We start from the raw sequence: 24,256 nt of genomic DNA on the forward strand, positions 1-24,256 counted from the left end.
ACCCGGGGCCCGCACCACCACCGTACCGACCACAGGAGGACCCCGTGACCCACTGGCCCGTCACCATCACCATGCACGACCAGACCTGGACCGAAACCGTCGACGCCCCCACCCGCGCCGACGCCCGCGGCCGCGCCGCCTACCTCTACCAGGGCGCCACCCGCATCGACGTCGCCGAACAGCCCACCGCCACCCGGATCGTCCACACCGAACCCGACGCCCCCGAGCCGACCATCGACCAGGTGCTCGCCCGTACCGCGTGGGACGCCGTGAACGCACACCCCGACCTGCACATCGGCCGCCACGGCGACGAGACCGACTGCTCGTGGGCGAACCGCACCCCGGGCGGCGACTACATCGAAGGCCGCATCACCTGGCAGGCCGCCGGCGGCCGGTTCGCATGGACGATCACCATCGCCCTGGAACCCGCCGACGGGGGGTTCACCGTCGAGGACGAGACCACCGCCGTCGTGGACCCGCTGGCTCCGCTGGCGTGGCTGGACCTGGCCCGCGTCGTCGCGGAGCTGATGGGACGCCTGCACACCGAAGCGTCCGCGTCCGCCTGACCCGAACCTCCAGGGGCCGCCCAACCGGTCGGCCCCTCCACCCCGAAGGAGAACCGTGAACGCCACCCGACACCAGTCCGACGCCGTCGCCGCCCTCATCTCCGGCGCCCTCGCCAACCCCCACCTGCCCGCCACCCCCACCCCCGACCAGGCCGCCAAGGTCCTGCCGTGGCTGAAGCGGGAGACCGACCACCCCATCACCTGGGAGATCGACACCACCCACCGCACCTCGGTGTTCCTCGGCCGCATCCACGCCACCGACGCCGATGACCGCCGTGACGCCATCACCGCGTGGGCCCGCGTGATCGGGTCCTGGTCCATCGCCGAACGCGCCGGCGAGCTGTCCGCGATCGGCCGCTACCAGGGGTTCTCGGTGGAGATCACCGCGACCGGGGACCGGGCTCCGCTGTCGGAGGGCACCTGCCTGGACACCAACGACTGCCAGTGCGGGCGTTGCCGGGCGCGTCTCGCCGAGTGGCTCGAAGAGGAGGCGGCCAAGTGAGCGACTTCGATTTCGACTACGAGACCGGTGACGGCAAGCGCATCACGTACTCGGCCGACACCCGCACCCTCGTCGTCACCGATTACGACGCCGACGAGCGGGGGGTGGCCCGCGCTTTCCGGGTCGGGGTGACCCTGCCGGATGGATTGGAGGGCGAGCGTCTGGCCGAGCTGATCCGCCCTGTGGGACGGGGTGCGTGATGGGCGACCCAGCCAACCCCTACGACCCGGACCACTGGACCACCCACGAAAACGCCTAGGAGGCACACATGGACCACACGGACGCAGAGACCACGATCCCCACGGGCGAGTACTCGGAGCGCCAGGCGGACCTGATCGCTGCCGCACTGACCGGTGACACCGCCACGATCCGGCGGCGGCTCGACGAGATCGCCAACGACGACGCCTGACACCACGGGACCGGGGCGCCCAATTCGCCCCGGTCCCGGACCAGCAAACCACAAGGAGACCAGCGTGAGCACCCTTCCGTACACCTACACCGACCCCAGCGGCGACTCGATCACCGTCAACGACGAGCTGCGTCGCGGTCTCCAGATCAAGGAGACCCTCGGCGAGACCGCTTTCCGCGCCGCCGTGCATGTCCCCACCGGTCCTGACGCTGTGGCTTTGGCCCGCGCGGTCCTCGCCGCCGCCGGAAACACCGGGTGCGAGGTCGTCGCCGCCGAGGACATGGCCAAAATGCGCCGCGCCGCGATGGAAGCCGCAGCCACAGTCATGCGCGAGCGGGCCGCCGAGGTCTGCGAAGGCGACCCGTGGGCGCACGGCGAGGACACCTCCGACAAGATCCGCGCCCTGCCGCTGCTGCCCGCCCCCGCGCCCCTGACCGACAACACCTAGGAGACAACGTGAGCACCGACAACCGGCCCCACCAGATCGACCTCATCGACTGGGACGGCGACTGCGAAAACGACGGCCACGTCTACGACGGCGACGGCATCTGCGTCCGCTGCGACCGCGAGAAGTAGCACCCAGCCCGACCGGACCCGCAGCAGCACCAGCGGACAGCCGGACACCGCGTGCAAGACGCGGACGGGCGCCAACGACACCAGGACCGACTGACACCAAGGAGGGCACGTGAGCGCACCAAACCACTACTGCGGGACCCCCGTCCCCTCCCATATCCAGACCGCATGGGACCGATGGGAGGGCGCGGCGTGGCGCACCATCCGCCACGCCGAAACACTCATCGACCACCCCGCCGACCAGCGCTTCACGGTCCGCGCCCCCGACGGCATGTGCACCACACACCTCACCCTGTGGCGCGAAGCCCGCGACCACAGCTTCGACCCGCGCACCGGGGACCGCTGGCCCGGCGGCGGCGGTACCCCCTTCACGATCCTCGGGGACGTCGCGCGAGCCCGGGAGGAGCGCCGCCGCGAATGGGACGAGAAGGCGGCAGCGCAAATGCAGCTCATCGAGCAGATCTGCCTGAGGGGGGACTCGCGCCAGTGCGCTCCAAAGCCCGCGTGTGTGGATCTCGTGCAGCTCCCGCTGTTCGACCTGGAGACCGCACCATGACCGCCCTCCCGCCGGAGATCGCCGCGTGGATCGCCGACGCCATGCCCGACGGCACCAACACGCCCTGCACCCACTACGACGCCGCACACGGCCGCACCTGCGGAGCCACACCCACCCGCCACTTCATCCCGGGGCGGCGGTGCTACCAACACGCCCCGAACCGCAGCAACTGACCACTCGAACCAAGCAACGGGGGCGCCTCACATGGCCCGCATCTTCGCGCAGTTCCAGTCCAGGGCATGGACTGACGACCACTTCAAGTCCAACCTCACCATGGACTCCCAGTGGCTCTACTTCGCTCTGCTCTCGCAGCCCAACGTCAACACTGCCGGGGTGCTCCCGCTCCAGGACCGGCGGTGGAAGAAGCTCGCTAAGGACGCCAACGAGGACCGCATCAGCGACGCACTCGCGGAGCTCCAGGCGCACTGGTACGTGCTCGTGGACGAGGACACCGAAGAGGTGTTGATCCGCACGTTCATCCGCAATGACGGCGTGTGGAAGCAACCCAACGTCCTTAAGTCCGCGCTGGCGCACACGAAGAACACGATGTCGGACACCCTCAAGGCCGTCATCTGGCACGAGCTCCAGCGGCTTCCGCTGCACGAGCTGACGGATGAGCGGGCGAAGAAGACCCGAACCCTTATCGAAACCCTTCAGGGAACCCTTCCGGTAACCCTTCCGGAAGGGTTCATGGAGCCCCCGGAGAAGGCTTCCGTCACCCCTTTCGTGGTGCCTGAGCAGGCCAACCATGCGGCGGTCATCCCGATCACTCGCCCCGCTCAGGAGAACTCGCAGGTCAACCCCAACCAGCCCATGCTTCCGTCGCCACTCTGGGAAGGGTTCGGCGAAGGGTTCCAGAAAGGGTTCCCGGAAGGGTCCGTTATAGGTACAGGTACAGGTACGGGTACAGGTGAGTCTTTGGGCAAGGAAGAAATTCCGAAGACTTCGTCTTCGGGCGTGACCGCCCCGAACGCCGGAACGCTCATCGCCGAATGGATCAGCTCCCGCGCCACCCGTCCGCCCGGAGAGATCATCGGCCAGGCCTCCAAAGCCATCAAAAAGCTCCTCGAAGTGGACCGGATCCCCTACGAGACCGTCCGCGCCGGCGTCATCGCCTGGGACCGCAAGCGCAAGCACCCGTCCACGATCCCGAGCTTCGTCAACGAGGTCATGGACGGCGGCCCTCAAGCGCAGCAGATGCGCTCCGCCCCCGTGAACCGGCGCCAGCAGGAGACCGACGACCTGTTCGATGCCGCCCTGGAGCGTGCCCGCGCACGCGAAGCCCAGATGCAGATCGGAGAAGCCCAGTGACACCGACCGAGGCCACCATGCTCGCGCGGATCGCCCGCGCCGCCTGCCCCCAGCAGCACTTCGACAAGTACACGCCCGACACCTGGTTCGACCTCCTCGGCGACCTGGACTTCGAGGACGCACGCGAAGCCCTGCAGGAGGTCGCGAAGCGGCAACCGTTCGTGGCGCCGGCGGAGATCCGCGCCCAGGTCGTCAAGGTGCGCAGGGAGCGGTCCCGCCGCCACGTGATCCCAGCGATCCCCGACCCGGATGACGCCGCCGCCTACCGGCAGCGTCTGCTGGACGCGAACCGGGCGGCAGGGGAGCGCCCCTCGGATGCGCTGGCGATCACCTCGGGAGACTCGGATGAGGTGACGGCCCGCCGGGCGGAGCAGTTCCGCACCCACGGCTACAAGCCGTTCCTGTCCGGAGCCGGGGTTGCAGAGGGGCGCGACTCGCACCTGGAAACAGGATTGGAGGCCGCTCGCCGCGCGTGCCAGGCGGCGTCGGCGCGCATCCACGCCCGCGACCCGCAGGACGAGCTGACCGATGTGGAGCGCGCCGCTCGTGAGCGAGCCCGAGCGGAGAAGCCCCGCCCCCGCCGCGGTGACCCCGGTGGTCTGACGGTGGAGGAGATGCGCCGCATGTGGAGGGACCTGCGAGGCCAGCAGGGAGGTGGCGAAGGTGCGTGAGAACCCTGCGGCCCTGTGCCGCACCCGCCCGGCCCTGTTCGAGGACCCGTCCCAGAAGGCCCGCCGCCGCGCGCTGGCGGTCTGCGGCCAGTGCCCCCTCGCTGACGCCTGCTTGGAGGCGGCCCTGTCCGACCCGGACGGCACCCGGTATCGGGTGGCCGGGGGTTGCACTCCGACGCAGCGGGCGCACATCGCCGCCGTCCGGGAGCGTGCCGAGCTTCGGGCGCGCAGCCCGCGGTTGGCGGCGGCGTACCGGGACCTGTGGGAAGGCCGCATCGCCGAGTCCGCCGACCCCGACCGCAAGGCCGCGGCGAGGCACCTGCTTCAGGACCAGCGGGCGGCCCGCTCGCTGGGTGAGCCGCGGATGGTTTCGGAGGCGGCCCGGGTGGCGGGGGAGGAGTTGCGGCTGATGGTGGCCGCAGCGGACCGGGACGGTATCGGCCAGGTGTTGGCGGGGTTGCCGTCGGAGCACCGCGGCGCCCTGCTGGTCGCGTTCGCGGTGCGCATCGTGGACATGGCCGGTACGGGCTGGGGTCGATGAAGACGACGCCCCGCCAGCTCGAACCTGGCGGGGCGCGTCCCCAGCTTATCCGTCCGCCGTGAACGCCCTGGAACCCCCGGACCCTGCCCGGCCTAGGGGGGGCGCCTGAAAACCGCTCAGATTTCTACTCCATCTGTGAAATGAGGCTGTTATGACCCGACCCACCCCGACCGGTTCCCGCGGATGCGTGTGCGCCGCCTGCGAGCGGAGCTTCTCGTCCCCGTCGGCGTTCGACCGCCACCAGCGGTACAGCGCCGACACCGGCACGGTGTGCCTGCACCCCGCCGAGGTCGGACTGGAGGCCCGCGAGAAGGGCGGCACCACCGTGTGGGGCGGCCCCGCGTGGGACCCGTCGAAGAAGGCGATGCCGTGGGGCAGCGCCGCATAGCGATTCCCGCCTGCACCGCTCGCCGCAGGCGGCCGAACACCGCCTGTCGGCAGTCCGCATAAGACTCAGCATTGCTGAGCGCTCAGCGCTCACCTGAAGCCCCAGGAGGGGACATGGCGGACAACGTCAATGCCATCCGCGCATTCGGTACCGACGGCGGCAAGGCCTACGTGGCGGCGCTGGGCAGCACTCTGCCCACCGGTCTCGACCCGTTCGGCGCCCAGTGGTGGGACCTCGGGGCGATCGACCCCACCGGCTTCAACGAGGCCTACGAGGAGGAACGCAACGAGAAGCGGCCCCTCGGCTACAAGTCGCCCGTGCGCACCGACATCATCAGCGTCACGAAGACCATCACCACCCCCCTGTGGGAGACCAACCCCTACACGCAGGCGCTGTACGACGGCGTCGACCTCGCCGACATGACCGAGGAAGACGGGGTGCTGTCCTACCCCGTCTACCGGCCCACCGGGCAGCGCCGCTACATGCTCGCGATCGACACGTTCGACGGCACCAACCACGAGAGGACCGTCGCGGCGATCGCTGAGGTCACCTCGCGCGGCGAGCGGCCCAAGAACGCCGAGAACGTCACCGCCACCAGCCTCACGTGGACGATCTACGAGGCCAGCGACGGCCTCATGTTCAACCGGTACTTCCTGTCCGACGGCATGTGGCTGCCCGTCGAGTCCCTGGCGATCACCGGCACCGCGACCGTCGCCGTGTCCGCGACCACCCAGCTCACCGCGACCGCGAGCTTCTACAACGAGGACACCGAGGACGTCAGCTCGGACGCCGACTGGGACACCAGCGCGCCCACCATCGCGACCGTCGACGGCGACGGCACCGTCACCGGTGTGTCCGCGGGGACCGCGGTGATCACCGCCACCTACCGGGGTGTGTCCGATGACGTCACGGTGACCGTGTCCGCCTGACCAGAGCCGGTGGGCGGGGCCCGGGCAGGTGCCCCGTCCACCTAGTACTTCTTCCTGCCCATCAACCTGCCCTGAGGAGTCACCAATGGCCGCACGCCAGCCCGCGAAGAAGCCCGCACCCGTCGAACGCGCCACCGCGCCGATCAGGGTCGATGACCTGCCCGACAACAAGGCCGCGCAGATCTCGGAGGCGATGGAGTCCGACGCGACGTTCGTCATGTCCTCCGGCGGCGAGTTCACGTTCAAGCCGCTCGCCGAGTGGTCGTACAACGCGAACAGGGCGTTCGTCATCGGTGACGTCCTCGCGTGGGTGCGCGGCGCCCTCGTGGACGGGTCGCAGGCCGACGACTTCCTGGAGCACTCCTCCCGTGAGGTCGGCCGGGTGATCCGCTACTTCGACGACATGGCCGGGGCTACCCGGGGGGAAGGCTCCAGCTCCTCGCCGTCCTAGAGGAGCACCCCCGCGAGGTCGAACTCGACCTCTTGGACCGCCCGAATCCGGTGGACATCTGCGACTTCTACGCGGGCCGGATCACCTTCCGGCGGATGGTGCTGCTGGTCATCCATGACATGGCCCGCATGCCCCGCACGCGGGCGGCCCTTCAGGGGCTCGATCCGGGGCGTCCATGGGGCGAAACCAACTCGCAGCTCGCGTTGCTGGATTCCCGGGTGCAGTACCTCGCCCGCATCCTGTGGGTCGGGTTGCGCCTCAAGGACGAGCCGCCGGCGATGCGCCTCTACCCGGTGCCCACACCGGAAAAGGACAAGGCGGAGCCGGAGCAGCAGACCCGCAAGCCGGACCCGCGCTTGCAGGCGTATCTGGACCGTTTTGCGCCGCCGAAGCGGCACCTGAAGCTCGTGAAGACACCGCCGACCGAGTAGGGGGTGTCCGATGCCCGACGCCGGATCAGTGTGGGTCGACGTCCTCCCCGACCTCAAGCGCTTCGGACCGCGGCTGCGTGCCGAACTCCAGAAGCACGCCAACAAGGGGATGGACGTCCCCGTCGGACTCGACAGCGCGAAGGCCAAAGCGGAGCTCGACGTCTTCAAGCGGCAGCTCGACGAGGTCGGACGTCAGACCGCGACCGCGAAGGTGTCCGCGAACACCCGGTCTGCGCTCACCTCTCTGGTGGGTGTCGAGAAGGCCATCGATCGCATCGACGGCCGCGTGGTCAACGTCCGCGTCAACACCACCGGCGGCAGCGTGTCCGCCCCGGCCGCACCCCGCACTGCCCCGGCCTCCGGCGGCGGTGGCGGGGGCTCTTCGTCGCGCACCGGGCTGGCCGGGTTCGGGCAGGGGCAGCAGCAGTTCTCCGACGTGTCCCCCGCCGGGGTCCTCGCGATCACCACCCTCATCCCGCCGCTGATCCCCGCCGTCGGGGCGCTGGCCGGCGGGCTGGGTGCGGTCGCATCCGGGTTCACCGCCGCTGGCGTGGGTGCGGCGGGTTTCGCCCTGGCCGCGATCCCCGCCATCCAGGAGGCCAACGCCGCGACGGGCGACCTGACGGACGGCCAGGAGGCGTTCAAGGACGCCATGGGCGGCTTGACGGCGTCGTGGCGGCAGTTCCGTGCGGAAACCGACCGGCCCGTCCTGCGGGCGGCGGCGGACGGCATCGGCGTCGCGAACGTCGGCCTGCGGCTACTGACCCCGGCGACACAGCGCACCGCGCACGCCCTGTCCACCCTGTCCGACGAGGCCCGCGAAGCCCTCGGGAACGACCGGTGGCAGTCGTTCTTCGGGTTCGTGGCCCGCCAGGCCACCCCCAGCACGCTCACGTTCGGCCGGTCCATCGGCAACCTCACGTCCGGACTCGCGGGCCTGGTCATGAACATGGAACCGCTGTGGAACGTGGTCGCCCCCGGGCTGGAGAACCTCACCTCCCGATTCGCCGCGTGGGGCCACGAAACCGACAACTTCCAGGGCTTCATCGCGTGGACCATCGAGAACGGGCCCACCTTCGTGGACCTCTTCGGGTCCATCTCGTCGGCCGCCGTGGACGTCGGCGTCGCCCTCGCACCCCTGGGTGTGGTGTACGCCGAAGGCCTCACCGCCCTCGCCGGCGCCCTGTCCGCCGTGGCGGAGAACGCCCCGTGGCTGCTCCAGCTCGCCGTGGCGGCACTCACCGCCCGGTCCGCGATCCAGGTCCTCGGGTACGCGAACCAGGGCATCGTGCAACCCCTCAGGGAGCTTCCCGGGCGGGTGCGCGAGTACGCCACGAACCTCGGCGCGGTCGGCACCGCAGCTGACGGGGCCGCGGCCGGAACCCGGGGCTTCCGGGGCGCCCTGTCCGGAGCCGTGGGCGCCCTTGGCGGCCCATGGGGCATCGCTATCGGCGCGGGCATCGCCGCCCTCGGGCTCTTCGCCGCGGCGAAGGCCAACGCCTCCCAGAAGGTCCGCGAGTATACCGACGCGATCCGCGAGGACTCCGGGGCGCTGGGTGAGAACACCCGGGCGCACGCCATCCAGGCCCTTGAAGAAGAGAAGGTCCTGGAGCGCGCTGAGCGCCTCGGGCTGAACCTGGACCAGGTCACCGACGCGGTTCTGGGGCAGACCAACGCCCAGAAAAGCCTCAATCGGGAGCTGAACGCGCAGCTTGACGCTCTCGGGGAGCGCCTCGCGCAGGGTGAGATCACCCAGGACCAGTACGACAAGGAATACCGGCTCATCGCTCAGGTGCGGGGCGCCATCCAGGGTGAGAACGCGGCGATCAATGAGGCGGCAGGGTCGTATCGGCGCAAGACCGACGCGATGGGTGAGGCCGAGGAGGCGCAGGAGGGCGTCAACCAGGCCATGCTCGATGGGGCGTTCCTGGCCCGTGACCTGAAGACCGCCCTGGACAACCTCACCGGGACCACGGTCGGTGTCACTCAGGCGGAGTCGGATTTCCAGGCCGCGATCGACAGCGCAACCGAGGCGGCAACGGAGAACGGCGCCACCCTCGACCTGAACACCGAAGCGGGCCGCGCGAACGAATCCGCGCTGCGGACTCTCCGGGACACGATCAACTCCAACACCGAGGCCGTGAGGCTGAACGACGGCTCCGTCCAGGAGCAGATCGCGACCGCAGCCCGGGGCCGCGAGGAGTTCGTGCGCGTCGCCCGGCAGATGGGGTTGACCGCCGATGAGGCCGAGGACCTCGCGGATGAGTACCTCGGTATCCCCTCGGATGTGCGGACTGCGATCGAGGTGAATTCGCGGGGTGTGTGGTCGACGCAGCCGTTTCAGAATTCATCGCACATGTCGCCCAGCAATGGGCAGTCGCAGTTCTATGCCGAGGGCGGCTCGGTTCACGGGCCGGGAACAGCGACGTCGGACTCCATTCCGGCGTGGCTGTCCGACGGCGAGTTCGTGCAGCCCACCCACGTCGTGGACCATTACGGCGTCGGGTTCATGGAGGCGCTCCGCCACAAGCAGATCCCGAAGAACGCCATCCAGGGGTTCGCTAAGGGCGGGTGGGTCACCCGAGGTCAGGGCGACACGCCGTGGGGCATCATCAACGACCATCGTGTTGACGTGCGGGAGAATTACGCCCGGCTCGTCCGGATGCTCATCGGGTCCATCGGTGACTCCATGGCGGAGGACTTCAAGAACTCCGCGCAGGGTCCGATGGGTGTCGTCCAGCTAGCGGAAGCGTCGCTGGGGAAATACCCCGAGTCGAACGGCAACAACACGAACCACATCACCAGGTGGTTCGGTATGAACGGCGCTCCGTGGTGTTTCGCCGCGGGCACTCTTGTCCAGGCCGCTTCGGGTCTTGTGGAAATCCAAGACATCGCCCCGGGCGACACCGTCCGCGCCCCCTCGGGAGCGGACAAGGTCGTCCGGGCTGTGTACCGGCGCACGAAGCCGCTCCTACGGGTCCGTGTTCTCGGCGCCCCGGACACCCTGGCGACCGCCGACCACCCGTACATGACCGAACGCGGGTGGGTCAAGGCCGGGGAGCTGCGGCGCGGCGACAAGGTCGCCAAGCCCATCCCCGCCACCGGAAACCTTCGAGTGGACGACGACCTCGCCCACCTGGTGGGCCTGTACGTCGCCGAAGGCTACCGGACCCACCGAGACCGGTCCATCACCTTGTGCGTCGCCCGCGGCGAAGCCGAGGACGTGGCGGCGCTGGCCAAGCGCGCCGGGTATGAACCGCACGTCACCCAGCACCGGACGTGCGCTCTGGTCACGATGTACGACCGGGCCCTGTACGAGCTGCTGGCCGCGACTGGTGACGGCGCCCACCGCAAGGAGGTGCCGAGCTTCGTCCTCACCTGGGATGCCCGGGGTCGGGGCCGATTTTTGGAGGGGTACGTGTCCGGCGACGGGCACCGTCCCTCGTCCCGCCCGGGTGTGGTGGCGTGCACGACGGTCAGCAAGCGCCTCACGGTGTCGCTGGCCGGACTGCTGTCCACCCTCGGAGTGTCGGCGGCTATCCGATCGACCCGGCCTGCCCGTGTGGAGGTCATTGAGGGCCGGACGGTGTCGTGCCGGGAGCAGTTCGTCATCGAGTGGCGTGAGCACCCGTCCCGGAAGGCGCAGCACCGGTTTGCCGAGGACGTGCTGTGGGTGCCGGTGCGGTCCGTGGTGGACACGGGTGTCGTGGACACCGTGTACGACATTCAGGTGGACGACGAGCACGCGTTCATCGCGAACGGTGTTCATGTCCACAACTGCGCGATGTTCATTTCCTGGCTGTTCGCGCAAACGGGTGCTAGTAAAGCCCTTGGTGGTGCGGCAAGAACGGCGTGGACCGGGGACTACTACGGCTCTGGAATGGCTCGGACGAATTCCCCGCAGCCGGGCGACGTGGCCGTGTACGGGACGAGGCACGTCAACCTGATCGCGAGCCCAGGGGGCGGCAGGCGGATCGGCGGCAACCAGTCCAACAACGTCACCGCAGCCCCGTACAGCGGGGGTGCGATCTTCCGGCCCATGTGGGACCGGGCGCGCTTCGCGTCCGGTGGTCTGGTGTCCATCGCGGACATCTTCTCCCAGGACCGGGAGGAGGATCACCGGGGCGGCATGTCGCCGCTGGTCAAGACCATTCGGGAGATCAGCGGTTACGCCTCAGGCGGCACCGCATCCGGGTGGGCTGTGGTGGGAGAGGAAGGCCCGGAGCTGGCGCATTTCGCGGACCCGGCGCGCATCTACTCCAACGCCGAGTCCGCGCGGATGCTCGCGACCGCAGCGAAGGTGTCCACCGCCTCGCGTGGCGGGGATGGGGCTTCGGCCCCGCTCGTCGGAGCGATCAACGCCAGCATCAACTCGGCCGACGCGACCGTCCGGGAGATGGTCGACGAGATCACCCACAGCCTGCACACGGTCCGCGTCGGCGGGAGGTTCGTGGATGACTGACCTCCTGCCGAACCAGTACGAGATCGGGGGTGTGGTCTTCGGTGACCACACCCCCATCCAGTCCGATGACATCCGCATCGGGCCGGTGGAGTCCCGCACCAACGACCGCGACAACCCCGCCTCGGATGGGACGAGGATGGGCCGGGATTACCGGGGCGGGCGGGTCATCGGTCTCGACCTGTGGAGCGACGTGCACACGGCGGCGGAGATCGGCCCTGCGTGGGCGGCCCTGGAAGCGGCGTGGGACGCCGACGTCGAACGCGCAACCCCGGGCGCCGTCGTGCCTTTCCGGTTCAGACTGGAAGGCTCTTCGACAGCCGTGGTGTACGGGCGAGGACGCCGGTGGACCCCGGCGACACAGCGCCAACGCGGCACCGGCCTGACGGACGTCGTCGCGGACTTCCAGACCGTGGACAGGCTCTTCTACTCCGATGTGGAACGGCAGGTCACGCTCACCCTCGTGGCTTCCGGGGGTGGCGGCATCACGTGGCCGGTGACGTGGCCGATCACGTGGGCGCCCGGCGGCGCCAGGCAGGACGGCCTGATCAACGCCGGGAACGCGCCCACGTGGCCGGTCATCACGGTCACGGGCCCGGTTGCGCAGCCCAGCGTGGAGCTGGTCGGCACCGGGCGGAGTCTGCGTCTGGACACCACGGTTGGCGCGAACCAGTCGGTGGTCATCGACACCCGGCCGTGGGCGCGGTCCATCCGCCGCTCCGACGGCGCGAACCTGCGCCGGGCCGCGATCGGCGTCAGCCTCTCCGACTTCCGCCTCCCGGTCGGGCAGACCATCCTCCGCTACTCCGGCACCGACATGTCCGGCCAGTCCTCATGCACCATCACGTGGCGCGACGCCACCAAGAGCCCCTAGGAGGTCAGCGTGGCGTTGGAACTCGACTCATGGGCGGTGGCCGGCGCGCAGTCCTCGGCGCGGATCGCCCGCCTCCAGCTCCAGTCCGGGACCCGCTCCGGAAACGGCGTCGTCGAGAGTGGCGACCTGCGGGTCCGTGAACTCGCCGTCCCCGGTACATCGGTGCGGGTCGCCTCAGGTGCCGCGGTCATCCTCGGCAAGGAGCAGAGCTTCCAGGGCAGCTACTACGCCCACAACGTCGGCGACGCGGAAGTCCCCATCGCCGCGAACGCCACCGGGTCGACCCGCTACGACCTGGTGATCCTCCGAGTCGAGGACCCGGGCATCGACGGCACCCCGTGGACGTGGGACCCATCGGTGGACCCGGTCTACTACTTCCGGGTCATCGAAGGCGTGTCGTCCACTGCTTCGCAGGTCCCGTCCGGGACGACCGGTATCCCTCTGGCCCGGATCGCGATCCCCGCGTCCACGGCCACCATCGAGAACGACCACATCACCGACCTGCGGCAGATGATGTCGCCCCGCATCCACACCGAGGTGCGGGTGCAGAAGGGGCAGGGCCTCGAAGACGGGCGGATGGACTACGCCGACTACAAACCCGACTTTGAGCGGTGGCCTCAGCACGACTGGACGGTGACGATCCCGGCGTGGGCCACGCAGGTGCAGGTGCAGGCGAACTGGTCGAACGTGTTCTATCCGGCGCCCGGGTCCACGACGAACAAGGATGCCCGGGGCCGAGTGCGGGTCGGTCTGATCGGCACGGGCGGCAACAACCTGTACACCCACACGAGCGCCTACAACTTCAACCCGTTCACTGCCGGTAACGGGTACAGATGCTCGATCGGCCTCGCGGCTCAGATGAACATCCCCTCCGCGATGCGCGGCATGCAGTGCGACCTGCGCATGTACGCCATGTCCGAAGAGGATCTCACCCAGTACCTCCTTGCGGACGGGTGGGCCAATTTTGACGTCACCCTCACTTTCCGTGAGATCGCCGCTCCCGGCGCGACCCTGTAGGAGACCCCATGGCCGTACAGCAGGCCGCCCACAACAGGGCCGCCGACGGCGTCGCCACCACCGTGACACACCTGTCCCTGCACACCACCGACGGATCCACCACCGGCAGCGGGGAGGCGACCGGCGGTAGCTACGCGCGGAAGGCGCCGACTTACACCGCGGCAACGTCCGGCGTCGCCGACCTTGACGACCCGGTCGTGTTCGACGGCCCCGGGACGCTGTCGACCGTCTCCCACCTCGGGTTCTGGGACGACACGGTGTGGCTCGGGTCGGTGGAATTGGACGAGCCCCGCGACGTCGGGCCCGGCGACACCCTGACGATCAGCTCGGCCCCGATCGACGGCACCCCCGTCTGAGAGGTGGGTGTCCGTGCCCTCCATCCGCGCGACGTCCACCGCCGGCACCTGGCAGGATGCCACCAGCGTTTCCGTGCCGTTCGGCACCCAGGACGGCGACCTGATGCTGACCTGGCTGTCCGCGAACTTCCAGCACGCTCTCACCCCGCCTGCTGGGTGGGCGCTGGTCACCTCCGTGGTGGAGGGCGACCTCGGTACCGGCACGGCGGTGTACCTGTACTCCCGGGTCGCCGACTCCGAATCGTCGCCCTACACGTGGACATGGTCCGGGGAGCACTGGCACTTCGCGCTCTGCGTGTCCGTCCAGGACACGGCCGGGATCCGGGACGCCGCCTCGGTCGGGTCCGAGGGCGAGTCGTCCGACATCGACGAGATCCTGCTGCCCTCGGTGGACGCCGTCGCCGGGGATTTGCTGTTGGCGTTCGGCTACCACTGGGGCACGGACCCCGGGTCGGAACCGACGTTCGATGACCTGGAGGAGGTCGTCACTTCGGGGTCACTGCTGGTGGCCGCGTTGGAGGACATCACCTCTACGGGGCCGACGGAGCAGTTCCCGCTGACCAGTGCGGCGCTGGGCCGGATGGCGGCGGCTGCGGTGGCTCTGGCTCCGGTGTCGTCCGGTGAGGAGGCGGACGCCGACCCGTTCGTTGTCGGGGCGTCGTTCGGTATTCCGGTGGATGCGCTGGCCGCAGTGGCGGGCGCTGGGGCGTTCCCTGCCGCGGCCCGGTTCGGCGCCCCCGCGGTGGCGATGGCCCTGGGCGCGACGGCGGCCCCGTTCCGCGTGGGCGCTACGTTCGGCGTTCCCGTGGTGGGGGTGCCGACTCCGCCGGGCGAGTGGCAACCGATCCCGGAACGCCAGCCTCTGCCACCCGCTTCCGAGTGGCGGTACCGGGCCTTCAACGTCCTCACGGGCGCCTCTGTTGACCCGGACCTGCCCTTGGAGGACGTGAAGATCACCCTCGCTCTGTCCGGGCCGTGTGGCATCACCGCGACCATCGACCCCGAGCACCCCGAACTGTACGACGACAGCGGGGCGCTGGTCTTCGTGGAGTGGCAGACACTCCTCGTCGCCGAGGCCGCCGGGCAGATTCGCGGCGCCGGGCTGGTCACGAACGTTGACGATGCCGGGCAGAAGCTCAGCATCACGGCGACCGGGGTGTCCGGCTACCCGGAAGGGCAGCCGATCCGCACCACCCTGACATGGGGCGGCAAGACGGATGGCCTCACGGGCGCGGGCGTGGACCCGCTGGATGTGGTGCGGTCCATCTGGACGCAGCTCCAGGACCAACCCGACGGCGACCTCGGCGTGGTCGTGGACGAGATCGGCACCCCGTACCGGCTGGGGGAGTGGCGCGGCGGCATCCGCAAGCGCAACGAAGACGGGTCGCTAGGCCCAGCGAAGGAAGTCGACGGCCAGCCCGTACCGATCGACAAGATCTGGGACCCCAAGACGGACCGTAAGCCGGTCGCCGCGACAGGCAAGTCCGTGTACTGGCAGTACCAGATCCCCTGGTGGGACGACGTGGACGCCGGGCAGAAAATCACCCAGCTCGGCACGCAGGCGCAGTTCGAGTACGCCGAGGAGTACCGGTGGTCGAACGCCGACAGGACGGCGCTCACCAAGCGGATCCGCCTCGGATACCCGCGGTTGGGGAAGCGTTCGGATCGGGCGTTCGTGGAGGACGAGAACATCGTCGACCTGGTCGTGGTCCGCAGGGACGGAGACGACTACGCCAACTCGGTGACCGTCAACGGCGCCGGTGAAGGGTCGAAGAAGGTCCGCGGGTCGGCGTCCACGAGGGACGGTCGGGCCCGCCGCTCGAAGACCCTGGACCGCCCCGACCTCACCACCGCCGCGGCGTGCAAGGCGGCGGCGGAGGAGGAGCTGCGGAAGTGGTCCCGGCTGGTGGACATCACCAGCTTCGTGGTCATCGACCACCCCAACGCCCCGCTGGGCAGTTTCGCCCCCGGTGATGACGTGCTGGTGGAAACCACCGGTCGCCGCTGGCTTCCGACCCGGCTGTGGGTGCGGATCACGGACATGACCATCACCCCCGGCAGCGATGAGATCGCCGTGACCTGCCGCAGGAGTGACCGTTTCAGCTACCCGGGGGGTGTGTGATGGCCTTGGATCCGCAGACGCAGGCCGCGATCAAGGCAATGGGCCGGGAGATGGCGAAGCTCCGGGCGGAGATCGACACCCTCAAGCGCGGCGGCCGGGGCGGGCAGCTCGCGAACTCCTCCCTGGAGGACGGCCAGGCGGTAGAGGTCCGCGACGACACGGGGGCCCTGCGGGGCCGCTTCGGGTGGGTGGACGGCGCCGTCGCCATCGTCACCGAGGGCGGCGACCCCGTGACCGCCCCGACCGCTCCGACGGTGGTTCCGATGCCGTCCGGTTTGCGGGTGTCGTGGGACGGTGCCCTTGCGGACGATTCGGTGCTGCCCAGCGACTTCGACCACGTCAACGTGCACGTCAGCACCACCGACGGATTCACCCCGTCGGATGAGACGTTCGTCGTCACCATCCCCCGCTCCGCAGGAGCCGTGCCCATCGCCCCGCTCACCGTGGGCACCACCTACTACGTGCGACTCGTCCCGGTCACCACGGGCGGCATCACGGGCGAGGCGTCCGCACAGGCCTCCGGCGTCCCCGCGGCGGTCACGGACATCGCCCCCGGGGCGATCACGGAAACCCACATCGCGAACGACAGCATCAGCACCCCGAAGCTCCAGGCGGAAGCCGTGACCGCGCTGAAGATCGCCGCCGAAGCCATCGAAGCCGGGCACATCAAGGCGGCGGCGGTGACGGCGGCGAAGCTCGAAGCGGAACTGGTGCTGGGGACGCGGATCATCGCGGGCACCCCGTCCGGCGCCCGCGTAGAGCTGGACAGCGACGGCATCCGCGGCTACAACGCGGCGGATGAGCTGGTGTTCGTCATCGACGACGACGGCAACGCCATCTTCGGAGCGGAGATCTCCGGGTCCCGTTTCACCCTCGCCTCCGGATCCGGGGCCTCCAGCGTGATCGAAGAAGCATCCGGCGTCGTGCGCGCCCGGGTGACATCCGCCAACAGCGCCCGAGCACAACTCGCCGCCACCGCCGGGCAGGCCGAGTTCTCCGTCTACGGGGACGTCACCTCATCTACCACCCCGGCCGGGGGCATGATCGCGATCCCCACCGCATGCCAGCTCAGCCTGTACTCGGACATCTCAGACCTGGTGACGTCCCCGGTGGTGTCACTGACCGCCCAGGCGGGAGAGACCCGGGTGTCCGCACGGTCGGGGACCGGCGCCGAGGTGCGAGTAGTGTCCCAGTCCGGGTGGGCGGGAATCCTGACCACTCCGGAGGCGTCCACGGTGGGGCAGCCCGCTGCGGACCCGGGCGCGGTGTACGCGTTCCGGCGTGCGTCGACGGATGCGCCGACCCTGTCGCTCCAGTCACCGGTGTCGCAGTCGGGTGCGGGCGCGGGCCGCAGGTCGATCGTCCATGTGGAGGGCGCGAACACGACCCGGGCGTACACGATCATCAACAGCGCTGCCCGACGGTTCTACTTCCAGGGTGAGCTGGTGTCGGGGTCCACGGACACGTCCACGGACGGTGTCGTGGAATTCGCGGACACGCACAGCCTCCTCGCCACGCGGCACGCCCCTGTGCGCACCGACATGGTGACCGCACCCAGCGGGACATTCACACCCGGCGGCAACGGCGGCGTGTGGACGGCGTTCTCCAACACCGACTACCCCGCGATCACCTTCAAAACAGGCTGGTCGGGGCGAGTGCGTATCACGATCACCGCAGCAGCGGGCAACACCACCACGGGAACCAGCACGGTCCACTTCGGGTTCGCCCTGTCCGGTGCGTCCTCGGTGTCCGCGGCTGTGGCGCGCGCGTGGTCGGTACGTGGCGTCCTCATGCAGTGCTGCTCCCGCACCGTCTATCTGAACCTGACCGGGAACGGCTCCTACACGCTGACCCCGTCCTTCAACATCTCTTCGGGCACCGTCGGCTCGGGGATCACCTTCTACACCACGTTCGAGCACTCCATCGTTGTCGAACCCCTCCCTTAGGAGCTGTGATGTCCGAGGCCCTGTCGCCCGAGGAGCCACCCGAGATCGATCCGCCGCCGGTCGTGGTGCCTGAGCCTGATGAGCCGCCCCCGCCGGACCCGGGATCGCCACCCCCGACCCCGCCCGGGGTGGGCGACGAGTACCCACCGGACCCGCCCGACATCGACGGCTGAGGAGGTGTGGGTGCTCCCTCTCGCCGAGCTGGCCCCGTGGATGGAAATCGGCGCCGGAGGGCTCGTCACCGCCGGGGTGGTCATGATCCTCACCGGCCGCCTCGTCCCCTCCGGGACGGTCGAGAAGCTCCTCGCGGCCCGGGACGAGCGCATCGCCGAGCTGAAAGCGGTGCTCGCCTCCGAGCAGGACCGGAACTGCCGCCAAGCGGACCAGATCACCGCCCTGCTGGAGTCCGGCAGGACGACGGCGCACGCCTTCGAGGAGATTCGCAGGGTCGCCGCACACGGGCCGGAGGAGCGTGAGGATACGTGAGCTGGCTTCGTAGGCTCCGCCGCGAGTACGACCCGCCGCCGATCACCGACGAGGAGATCACCGCCGCCCGGGACCGCGCCGAGGAGGGTGTCCGTCAGGCCCGCGCGTTGGATGCGGAGGTGCGCGAGGTCGTGGCGCGGCTTCGACGCCAGCGCGAGGAGAACCATTTCGGCCCGTTGATCTGGGCCGCTCTGAGGGGGGAGTCGGATGTATGAGGCCGGAACCGTGATGGCCACCGCCGCCGCCCTGCTGATGTGGGTGTTCGCGTTCGACTACTCGCGTGTCCGCTGGTGGGACAACCCTGGCGGGCGCCTGGTGATGACCACTTTGGTGTCTTTGGCGCTGGTGCTCAGCCTGGTGGCCGCGAGGAACTGGTTCGGGCCGTTCCCCGGACACGAGTTGGCGCGGCTGTTGGTGTTCACGACGGCGTTCGTCGCGATCGGGTGGGCGTGGCTGCTGCACCGCCGTGTCCGCCGCCCGAAGCACCGCGCCCCGCGCTGAGCCCGATTTCTCCATATCTGCCCCTTCGTGGGGCTTTTTTCATGCCCAGGAGGGCGCATGCACCCCAAACCCGTCCCCGCCTACGACCCCGTCGAGCACATCAACGTCACCCCCGTGGGCGACGAAGACCAGCCCGTCGTCGACCCCGGCGCCGACCCGGACGACACCTACACCGAAGGAGGCGACGATGCAGCTTGAGCGCCGCAGCGTGTTCGGATGGGGCGCCACCGGTGCTGCGTCCGCACCCTGCAACCTCGGGATCGTCATCCACTACGACGGCTCGAACCAGAACCTCGCGGGGAAGAGCCACACCGCGTGCCGGGACTACTGGAAGCGCACCCGCAGCTTCCATGTCGGCCCGTCCCGGCGGTGGGCGGACATCGGGTACAGCTTCGGCGTGTGCCCGCACGGCATCGTCCTGGAGGGCCGGGGCGCCCGAAGGGCGCAGGCCGCGCAGCCGGGCGGCAACACCACGTGGACGTCGGTGACGCTGATGGGCGGCCCCTCGGACGCGGTCACGTCGGCGCAGATCGAGGGTGTGCGCGAGCTGCGGGCGTGGCTGCGCAAGAACCACGGACTCGGCACGGGCGTGCGCGGGCACCGCGACTTCCTGTCCACGTCGTGCCCGGGGGGCATCGCGTATGTGCTGGTGAAGAACGGGACGTTCGGGAAGGCTCCGTCCGGTTCGTCGTCTCCGTCGCCGGGCCCTGGTGCGTCGAAGCCAGTCCCCGAGGTGAAGGCGCCCGCGTTCCCGCTCGCCAAGGGCCACTGGTTCGGGCCGCAGTCTTCCAACCCGCGCAACCACTCCGGGTTCTACGCGGCGGCGCGTCCGGGCATCCGGCAGATCCGCGACCGGTTGCGTGAGCGTGGCTGGTCGGTGCCCCGGGGCGACCGGTACGACCTGGCGCTCGCGAACACCATCAAGGCGTTCCAGCGGGAGAAGAAGATCAAGGTCGACGGTCTGACCGGTGCGCAGACGTGGCGTGCCCTGTGGGAGGCCCCGGTCACATGAGCAAGCCCGGCTGGTCCTGGTTCTAACCCGAGAGAAGGAAGCATGTCCCGTCCCCTGACCGTCTTCGGCCGCGAACCGGTCGAGATCCTGTCCATCGTGCAGGCCGCGCTGCTCGTCGGTGTCGCCCTGTCCGTCCCGCACTTGACCGAGGCTGCCGTCCCGTTGATCGTGGCGTTCCTCGGTGCGGTGTTCGGCGCTGTGCAGGCGGTGCTGGTGCGTCCGGTGACTCCGGCGGCGTTAACGGCGGTGGTGACCACGGTCGCGCCGTTGCTGACGTTCTACGGGCTCGAACTGGATGCGGCGCTGGTGGCGTCGATCAATGCGCTGATCGTGGCCCTGCTGGCGCATCCGACGCGGTCGCAGGTGTCGCCGGTGCCGCGTCACGATCTCGCGGCCTGACCACGCGCTCCTGGCCCCGTCCTCCTTGGGAGGGCGGGGCCTTTTTGCGCGCCCGGGGGTCAGTCGGCTGTTTTGCTCCACACCCTGACCCGGTCGTCCCAGGTGGTCTGGGTGGTGTACCCGGCGGCTTCCAGGGTGGCCGCGTAGGCGTCGGAGGGGAGGGGCTCGTCGGCGGCGTCGGCTGTGAGGTGGACGACCTCGACTTCAATGGTGTTGACCTGCCGGGTCTTGTACCCGGTGTGCAGGACGTGCTCCCAGGACCGGCCTGGGGCGGGGTCCCAGTCGGGGCCGACCTGTGCGGGGGTGTGGGCGGAGGCGAGCACGGCGTTGATTCGGCGGGTGGTTGCGGGGGCGGTCATGGTGTGCTCCGTTCTGGGGGTTCGGGTCCGCCGTGCGACGGCATCCCCGCGCGGGCGGGGAGTAGAACAGGTCAGGTGTTGTCGTGCTCAGCGACGATCGCCCAGAAGTCCACCGCGTCGATCGCGGCGGCCAGGACGTCGGCGTTCCACTCGGGGCGGCCCTCGACCGGTCCGTAGAAGATGCGGCCGTTGAGGGTGACCCCCTCGGGGAGCTGCTCGTTCAGGGCCTCGCGGAAGTCGGTGGTGACGTCGTCGATGTCGACCTCGACCTGTCCGGCGATCGCGTTGCGGACGTAGTCCTCGACATGGGTGGTGCGGCCGGTGACGACCCCGTAGGACCCCCACTCGCCGTATTCGGTGGTGACGTTGTTCTCGTAGCGCTTGCGGGCGTCGGCGGCGGCGACGGCCTTCTCGGAGTCGTTGACGTTGGTCTGGTCGGGCATGGTGTTCTCCAGGGGTGCGATGCGGGCGATGGGGGTGCGACTGTTGCCTCGGGTGAGGGTGATCGGCTGGCCGGTGCGTTGGACTTCGAGGACGAGGTCTCCGAGGATCTTGCGGGCCTGCTCGATGCCGTAGTGCTTGCTGCTCATGAGTATGACCTTAAGGACCTTAAGGCGGACTGTCAAGCAGGACCTTAAGATCTCTCCCGATCATCATCGCTTCCGTGTACTGGCCTGTTCCGGAAACGCGAAAACCCCCGCCACCTGTGAGGGTGGCGGGGGCCGGGTCCGACACTGCTTCCCCTCGGACCCTCCCCAGGCGGACCTGGGGTCTCCCCGCGCTATCCCCTTGGCGGGGAGAGGGTGCGCGGAAGCCTAGTGAGCCGCAGGCCTCCAGCCGGCGGCCCACCGGGGGATGCACCCACAGGCGGACGGGTGCCCTGGTCTAGCTGCCGAAGTCGTATCCTTCGCCCCTTCGCTGCCCGGGCTCTCCGAGCAGGGGGACGCCGGCGGCGCGTGCGGCGTCGATGCGCTCGCCCTGGCGGCGCACCGCGTCCTTCTCCTCCGGGGTGAGGTCGTCCGGGATGGGGTCCTCGGACGGGTCGGTGTGGCGTCGGCGCGGACTCATGGGTGTGCCTCCCTGGGGAACGGGGCCCCGTACCGGGGGCCCGGATTCGACAGCTTCCGAGAGAGGGCGTGCGCGGTGTCCTCCATGAGCGTGGGCGTCACGTTGTCGACCACCGCGGTGGCCATCCAGTACCGCTCGGTCCGCCACACCCTGTAGACACCGCTGTGCTCGGCCTGGAGGCGGGACAGCTCGTGGTCTTCAAGGCGCACCAGCAGCCCGGCCGCGGTGGGCGCCGTGAGCTCTACACGGCCCTGCCGGGCCACCCACGCGTCAGGACGGGACGCGCGGGCCTCACGGGAGATCTCCCACGCCGGGTACAGGTCGGTGATCGTGTCCATCAGGGGCGGAGGCGGGGGTAGCGCTCGGTCGATCGTGTCGGCGGCCTCCCCGAGTAACGCCGCCATCTGCTCGCTGGTCATGACCTCAGCGTGCGTCGGGTGATGGCGGGTGCGACAGGCGCGACATGTGGGGCTAGGCGCGCACACAGGGCGGGGGAGTGCACACGGGGAGTGCGCACACGCGACCTGCCCCTACAGGTCCGGGGCGCGTGCCACACTGCCGTCAGGACCCCCGGAGGAGGAGCTGTGCCGCGCACCCCCAAACAGCCCAACACGCAGTTGTCGGAGCTTCTGGACGAGGCGGAGATGCCCGCCAAGGGGCTCGCGCGCAGGGTCGTCGCGCGCGGGGACCAGCAGGGCCTCAGCCTCGCCTACGACCACAACTCGGTGCGCCGTTGGCTCGACGGGGAACGCCCCCAACAGCCCGCCCCCGCGCTGATCGCCGCGGTCCTGTCCGAAGCGCTAGGCCGCACCGTTACCCCGGACGACTGCGGGCTACCCACGGGCGAGGACACGTCCATGGAGTTCGCGCTCTCATGGCAACACGGCATCCCCGCCGCCGGACAGCTCTACCGCGCCGACGCCGAACGCCGCCGCACCCTCACCGCCGGGTACTCCGCCGCCGCCTACCCTGCCGCCGCCACACGCTGGCTCACCCAACCCGCCGGCGTGGAGCCCGCACACCAGGGCCGGGTACGGGTGGGGCGGCCGGAGATCGCCGCGATCAGGCAGATGACCCGGGCGTTCTACGACCTGGACAACCGTGTCGGGGGCGGCAGGATCCGGTCCACGGTGGTGCAGTACCTCGACTCCAACGTCGCCCCCCTGCTCCGCGGCACGTACACCGCCGAGGTCGGACGGGAGTTGTTCTCCGCTGCTGCTGAACTCACCAAGGCCGTGGGGTGGATGGCCTACGACAGCGAGGACCACGGGCTCGCACAGCGGTACCTGGTGCAGGCGCTGCGGATGGCACAGACCGCAGGCGACCACGGGCTGTGCGCAGAGATTTTGGCCGCCATGGGACACCAGGCCACCTACATCGGCCGCTCCGGCGAAGCGGTGGACCTGGCGCGGGCGGCGCAGTCCGCCGCCGTCCGGGCGGGGCATCCGGCGCTGGTCGCGGAATGCCACCTGATCGAAGCACACGGGCACGCCGGGTTGGCGGACTCCAGGGCGACCGCGGGCGCGTTGCGGGCGGGGGAGCGGGCGTTCGAACGCGACGACCCGGCGCCGCCGGCGTGGCTGGCCTACTTCGACGGCGCCTACCTCGCAGCGAAAGTCGCGCACTGCTTCCTCGCCCTGGGGTCGGATGCGCAGACCGCCGTGTACGCGGAGCGGTCCCTGGAGATGAACGAGGGCTACGTCAGGGGCAGGGTGTTCAACTTGCTGATGTTGGCGACCGCGCACGCCCCCGCCGAACCGGAGGAGGCGGTGCGCGTCGGTACCGTCGCCCTGGACCTGGTGGAGGGACTCCAGTCGCGGCGGGCCCTGTCGTACCTGCGGCGCCTCCAGCACCGCCTCAAGCCCCACGCGGGTCGCCCGGAGGTTCAGGGGTTCCATGCGCGTGCTGGGGCGCTCACGTCAGGCTGAGCGCCCTATAGACGGCGACGACGGTGGACGCCCCGACGATCTCCCCGCGGGCGATCATGGCCACCGCTTCCGTGAGCGGCCACCACCGGATCTCCTGGGCTTCGTTGATGTCCGGGACGGTGTCGGTGGCGTCGGCGCCGCGGGCGAGGTAGATGATCTGCGGCTGGTCCACGGACCCGATGGCGGGTTGGAACGTCACCAGGTGCTCCATGGACTTCGGTCGCCACCCGGTTTCCTCTTCGACCTCGCGGGCGGCTGCGAGGGCAGTGTCCTCAGCGGTGTCGACGTACCCGCCGGGGAGTTCCCACACCCACTGGTCGATGATGAACCGGTGCCTGCGCATGAGCAGGATCTCCCGCTGGTCGTTGACGACGAGCGTCATCGCCGCTGGGGGCATTTTC

Annotated in this window: 33 protein-coding genes; 28 read left to right on the forward strand and 5 right to left on the reverse strand. The window is 69.8% G+C overall.

Annotation, left to right across the window (positions count from 1 at the left end; all coding sequences use genetic code 11):
• Positions 1 to 44 precede the first annotated feature (44 nt).
• The 27 genes from ACJOT3_RS03790 to ACJOT3_RS03920 all read left to right on the forward strand — a co-directional run bounded on the left by ACJOT3_RS03790 (position 45) and on the right by ACJOT3_RS03920 (position 20,500).
• Positions 45 to 566: a hypothetical protein gene (locus ACJOT3_RS03790; RefSeq protein ID WP_406968786.1), complete on the forward strand. Its 522-nt coding sequence runs from the start codon at positions 45 to 47 to the stop codon at positions 564 to 566.
• A gap of 55 nt (positions 567 to 621) precedes the next feature.
• Positions 622 to 1,068, forward strand: coding sequence for a hypothetical protein (locus ACJOT3_RS03795; RefSeq protein ID WP_406968788.1), 447 nt, complete (start codon positions 622 to 624; stop codon positions 1,066 to 1,068).
• Positions 1,065 to 1,268 carry a hypothetical protein gene (locus tag ACJOT3_RS03800; RefSeq protein ID WP_406968790.1) on the forward strand — a complete coding sequence of 68 codons (204 nt, stop codon included), beginning with the start codon at positions 1,065 to 1,067 and terminating at the stop codon, positions 1,266 to 1,268. Before ACJOT3_RS03795 ends, ACJOT3_RS03800 begins: the two co-directional genes overlap by 4 nt.
• 68 nt (positions 1,269 to 1,336) lie before the next feature.
• On the forward strand, positions 1,337 to 1,477 hold the full coding sequence (locus tag ACJOT3_RS03805) for a hypothetical protein (protein ID WP_406968792.1): 141 nt from the start codon (positions 1,337 to 1,339) through the stop codon (positions 1,475 to 1,477).
• 64 nt (positions 1,478 to 1,541) lie between these two features.
• A complete protein-coding gene (locus ACJOT3_RS03810; protein WP_406968794.1) occupies positions 1,542 to 1,925 on the forward strand; it encodes a hypothetical protein in 384 nt (127 codons plus the stop codon).
• A 237-nt stretch (positions 1,926 to 2,162) separates the two neighbouring features.
• The gene (locus ACJOT3_RS03815) at positions 2,163 to 2,606 is read left to right on the forward strand and encodes a hypothetical protein (RefSeq protein WP_406968796.1); all 444 of its coding nucleotides are present in this window, start codon (positions 2,163 to 2,165) and stop codon (positions 2,604 to 2,606) included.
• Positions 2,603 to 2,779 (forward strand): hypothetical protein, encoded by a 177-nt coding sequence (locus tag ACJOT3_RS03820; protein ID WP_406968798.1) that lies wholly within the window; start codon positions 2,603 to 2,605, stop codon positions 2,777 to 2,779. Before ACJOT3_RS03815 ends, ACJOT3_RS03820 begins: the two co-directional genes overlap by 4 nt.
• A gap of 31 nt (positions 2,780 to 2,810) precedes the next feature.
• Entirely contained in the window at positions 2,811 to 3,917 is a 1,107-nt protein-coding gene (locus ACJOT3_RS03825) for a hypothetical protein (protein WP_406968800.1), read from the forward strand.
• Entirely contained in the window at positions 3,914 to 4,588 is a 675-nt protein-coding gene (locus ACJOT3_RS03830) for a hypothetical protein (protein WP_406968802.1), read from the forward strand. Before ACJOT3_RS03825 ends, ACJOT3_RS03830 begins: the two co-directional genes overlap by 4 nt.
• Positions 4,581 to 5,129, forward strand: a complete 549-nt coding sequence (locus tag ACJOT3_RS03835; protein WP_406968804.1) for a WhiB family transcriptional regulator — start codon at positions 4,581 to 4,583, stop codon at positions 5,127 to 5,129. Before ACJOT3_RS03830 ends, ACJOT3_RS03835 begins: the two co-directional genes overlap by 8 nt.
• Before the next feature lie 151 nt (positions 5,130 to 5,280).
• On the forward strand, positions 5,281 to 5,517 hold the full coding sequence (locus ACJOT3_RS03840; RefSeq protein ID WP_406968806.1) for an FDXHR family putative zinc-binding protein: 237 nt from the start codon (positions 5,281 to 5,283) through the stop codon (positions 5,515 to 5,517).
• A gap of 113 nt (positions 5,518 to 5,630) precedes the next feature.
• A complete protein-coding gene (locus tag ACJOT3_RS03845; RefSeq protein ID WP_406968808.1) occupies positions 5,631 to 6,446 on the forward strand; it encodes an Ig-like domain-containing protein in 816 nt (271 codons plus the stop codon).
• Positions 6,447 to 6,531: 85 nt separating this feature from the next.
• Entirely contained in the window at positions 6,532 to 6,897 is a 366-nt protein-coding gene (locus tag ACJOT3_RS03850) for a hypothetical protein (protein ID WP_406968810.1), read from the forward strand.
• Positions 6,898 to 6,929: 32 nt separating this feature from the next.
• Complete coding sequence (locus ACJOT3_RS03855) at positions 6,930 to 7,328, forward strand: hypothetical protein (protein WP_406968812.1); 399 nt, start codon at positions 6,930 to 6,932, stop codon at positions 7,326 to 7,328.
• A 10-nt stretch (positions 7,329 to 7,338) separates the two neighbouring features.
• Positions 7,339 to 11,790, forward strand: coding sequence for an LAGLIDADG family homing endonuclease (locus tag ACJOT3_RS03860; protein ID WP_406968814.1), 4,452 nt, complete (start codon positions 7,339 to 7,341; stop codon positions 11,788 to 11,790).
• Positions 11,783 to 12,661, forward strand: a complete 879-nt coding sequence (locus tag ACJOT3_RS03865) for a phage distal tail protein (protein ID WP_406968816.1) — start codon at positions 11,783 to 11,785, stop codon at positions 12,659 to 12,661. Before ACJOT3_RS03860 ends, ACJOT3_RS03865 begins: the two co-directional genes overlap by 8 nt.
• 9 nt (positions 12,662 to 12,670) lie before the next feature.
• Positions 12,671 to 13,678 carry a hypothetical protein gene (locus ACJOT3_RS03870; RefSeq protein WP_406968818.1) on the forward strand — a complete coding sequence of 336 codons (1,008 nt, stop codon included), beginning with the start codon at positions 12,671 to 12,673 and terminating at the stop codon, positions 13,676 to 13,678.
• A gap of 8 nt (positions 13,679 to 13,686) precedes the next feature.
• Complete coding sequence (locus ACJOT3_RS03875; protein ID WP_406968820.1) at positions 13,687 to 14,034, forward strand: phage tail fiber protein; 348 nt, start codon at positions 13,687 to 13,689, stop codon at positions 14,032 to 14,034.
• Between the two features lie 13 nt (positions 14,035 to 14,047).
• Positions 14,048 to 16,156 carry a hypothetical protein gene (locus ACJOT3_RS03880; protein WP_406968822.1) on the forward strand — a complete coding sequence of 703 codons (2,109 nt, stop codon included), beginning with the start codon at positions 14,048 to 14,050 and terminating at the stop codon, positions 16,154 to 16,156.
• Positions 16,156 to 18,102 (forward strand): phage tail protein, encoded by a 1,947-nt coding sequence (locus tag ACJOT3_RS03885; RefSeq protein WP_406968824.1) that lies wholly within the window; start codon positions 16,156 to 16,158, stop codon positions 18,100 to 18,102. Before ACJOT3_RS03880 ends, ACJOT3_RS03885 begins: the two co-directional genes overlap by 1 nt.
• 8 nt (positions 18,103 to 18,110) lie before the next feature.
• Positions 18,111 to 18,275 (forward strand): hypothetical protein, encoded by a 165-nt coding sequence (locus ACJOT3_RS03890; RefSeq protein ID WP_406968826.1) that lies wholly within the window; start codon positions 18,111 to 18,113, stop codon positions 18,273 to 18,275.
• A gap of 10 nt (positions 18,276 to 18,285) precedes the next feature.
• Positions 18,286 to 18,588 carry a hypothetical protein gene (locus tag ACJOT3_RS03895; RefSeq protein WP_406968828.1) on the forward strand — a complete coding sequence of 101 codons (303 nt, stop codon included), beginning with the start codon at positions 18,286 to 18,288 and terminating at the stop codon, positions 18,586 to 18,588.
• On the forward strand, positions 18,585 to 18,803 hold the full coding sequence (locus ACJOT3_RS03900; RefSeq protein ID WP_406968830.1) for a DUF7620 family protein: 219 nt from the start codon (positions 18,585 to 18,587) through the stop codon (positions 18,801 to 18,803). The genes ACJOT3_RS03895 and ACJOT3_RS03900 overlap by 4 nt, the downstream gene beginning before the upstream one ends.
• Positions 18,796 to 19,089 carry a putative phage holin gene (locus ACJOT3_RS03905; protein WP_406968832.1) on the forward strand — a complete coding sequence of 98 codons (294 nt, stop codon included), beginning with the start codon at positions 18,796 to 18,798 and terminating at the stop codon, positions 19,087 to 19,089. Before ACJOT3_RS03900 ends, ACJOT3_RS03905 begins: the two co-directional genes overlap by 8 nt.
• Positions 19,090 to 19,146: 57 nt before the next feature.
• A complete protein-coding gene (locus tag ACJOT3_RS03910; protein ID WP_406968834.1) occupies positions 19,147 to 19,287 on the forward strand; it encodes a hypothetical protein in 141 nt (46 codons plus the stop codon).
• Positions 19,277 to 20,101: a peptidoglycan recognition protein family protein gene (locus ACJOT3_RS03915; RefSeq protein WP_406968836.1), complete on the forward strand. Its 825-nt coding sequence runs from the start codon at positions 19,277 to 19,279 to the stop codon at positions 20,099 to 20,101. The genes ACJOT3_RS03910 and ACJOT3_RS03915 overlap by 11 nt, the downstream gene beginning before the upstream one ends.
• A gap of 42 nt (positions 20,102 to 20,143) precedes the next feature.
• Positions 20,144 to 20,500 carry a hypothetical protein gene (locus ACJOT3_RS03920; RefSeq protein WP_406968838.1) on the forward strand — a complete coding sequence of 119 codons (357 nt, stop codon included), beginning with the start codon at positions 20,144 to 20,146 and terminating at the stop codon, positions 20,498 to 20,500.
• A 59-nt stretch (positions 20,501 to 20,559) separates the two neighbouring features.
• Here ACJOT3_RS03920 and ACJOT3_RS03925 read toward each other — a convergent pair whose 3' ends face one another.
• The 4 genes from ACJOT3_RS03925 to ACJOT3_RS03940 form a co-directional block, all read right to left on the reverse strand.
• Positions 20,560 to 20,859, reverse strand: coding sequence for a hypothetical protein (locus tag ACJOT3_RS03925; RefSeq protein ID WP_406968840.1), 300 nt, complete (start codon positions 20,857 to 20,859; stop codon positions 20,560 to 20,562).
• A gap of 71 nt (positions 20,860 to 20,930) precedes the next feature.
• Positions 20,931 to 21,449 (reverse strand): hypothetical protein, encoded by a 519-nt coding sequence (locus ACJOT3_RS03930; protein WP_406968842.1) that lies wholly within the window; start codon positions 21,447 to 21,449, stop codon positions 20,931 to 20,933.
• A gap of 295 nt (positions 21,450 to 21,744) precedes the next feature.
• Positions 21,745 to 21,927 carry a hypothetical protein gene (locus ACJOT3_RS03935; protein WP_406968844.1) on the reverse strand — a complete coding sequence of 61 codons (183 nt, stop codon included), beginning with the start codon at positions 21,925 to 21,927 and terminating at the stop codon, positions 21,745 to 21,747.
• Positions 21,924 to 22,346, reverse strand: a complete 423-nt coding sequence (locus ACJOT3_RS03940; protein WP_406968846.1) for a hypothetical protein — start codon at positions 22,344 to 22,346, stop codon at positions 21,924 to 21,926. Before ACJOT3_RS03940 ends, ACJOT3_RS03935 begins: the two co-directional genes overlap by 4 nt.
• 165 nt (positions 22,347 to 22,511) lie before the next feature.
• Here ACJOT3_RS03940 and ACJOT3_RS03945 point away from each other — a divergent pair, with 165 nt between their 5' ends.
• Positions 22,512 to 23,855, forward strand: coding sequence for an NsdA family TPR-like regulatory protein (locus ACJOT3_RS03945; RefSeq protein ID WP_406968848.1), 1,344 nt, complete (start codon positions 22,512 to 22,514; stop codon positions 23,853 to 23,855).
• Here the strand turns inward: ACJOT3_RS03945 and ACJOT3_RS03950 are convergent.
• A partial coding sequence (locus ACJOT3_RS03950) for an NUDIX hydrolase (RefSeq protein ID WP_406968850.1) occupies positions 23,842 to 24,256 on the reverse strand: 415 nt, incomplete at its 5' end. The genes ACJOT3_RS03945 and ACJOT3_RS03950 overlap by 14 nt on opposite strands.

The organism is Nocardiopsis protaetiae (assembly GCF_045446735.1).
GTDB classification, from domain to species: domain Bacteria; phylum Actinomycetota; class Actinomycetes; order Streptosporangiales; family Streptosporangiaceae; genus Nocardiopsis; species Nocardiopsis protaetiae.